Here is a 1,073-nt window from a genome sequence, read left to right as displayed (position 1 = left end):
GGGGTTCTAGGGATTTTCCCCTCTAAAGTAACATAAATCGCCACAACCCTCGCAGTTAATGGCTTGTGGAGCTGGGTTACCTTTCATTTTAGACTTCATTTTCAACAATAGGCCTAGTTATTTCCTGTAAATCAGGTAGTTTGCGGTTACTAGCGAACTGATAAGTGCCGCTCAGATTAATGTTCTGCCATGCAACGGGTGATACTTGTCGAGTTATTGCTGCTTTTTCCTCGTCACCAACTTCTTCAAAGTGCAGTAATAGATGACTTAGGATCATCGAGTTAAAGTAGATAATAGCATTTGCCGTCAAACGGGCACACTCGTTCCAGACGACTATTTCTGATTCGTTTTTTCCACGGAACTGGTCACGATTGACCGATGCAATAGCTCGCCTGAGGAAATGCCAGGCTTCGCCTCGGTTCAGTGCTCGTTGAACATATTGGCGCAGACTTGCATCATCAATATAATCAAGTAAATATTGGGCTTTGATGAGCCTATTATATTCCGTTAATGCTTGTAATATAGGGTGTCTAGATGGATAACCAGATAATTTGCGTACTAGCAATGCCTGTGTTGTGCGTTTTTCTTGAAGGGATAACACAATACGCTGAATATCCTGCCAGCCTTCTTCAATCACATTCATTTTTATCGGCTTTTTCAGCGCCAGATGCGTGTTTCCGTCGTCGCTTTCAGTTACGTTAAATAGGTCATTGATCACACTGGTGAACTGAGCATACCTAGGCGCAAAACTATAACCGCATAAATCCAATAAGGCATAATTAACATGATTAACACCATGGGTGTCGGTTGAGAGGACATCTGGCTTAAGATCACTAGTATTAGATTGTAGTAAGTCGTAAATATAATGGGACTCATGCTCATTAGATCCTATGATACGGGCATTTAACGCACTATGATTGGCAACTAACGTCATGGCCGTAATACCTTTGTTGGTGCCGAAGTATTTCGAGGAGTAGCGAGTTTTAAAAGTCTCAAGGTGAGTTTCAAATTTTTGCCCATCGGTACTGGCGTGCAGGACGTCTTCTTGGATGTGATAGTGGCGGAAAATAGGG

Annotated in this window: 1 protein-coding gene; it reads right to left on the bottom strand. The window is 42.5% G+C overall.

All coding sequences use genetic code 11. The features are described 5' to 3' along the window. Positions 1-88: 88 nt before the first annotated feature. On the bottom strand, positions 89-1,073 hold a 985-nt coding region (locus tag ACYVIL_RS20565), incomplete at its 5' end, for a Tn3 family transposase (protein WP_460314632.1).

It is taken from the genome of Aliiglaciecola aliphaticivorans (assembly GCF_054782055.1).
The sequence above is the reverse complement of the archived record's forward strand: the minus strand, read 5'-3'. Positions and strand labels throughout refer to the sequence as shown.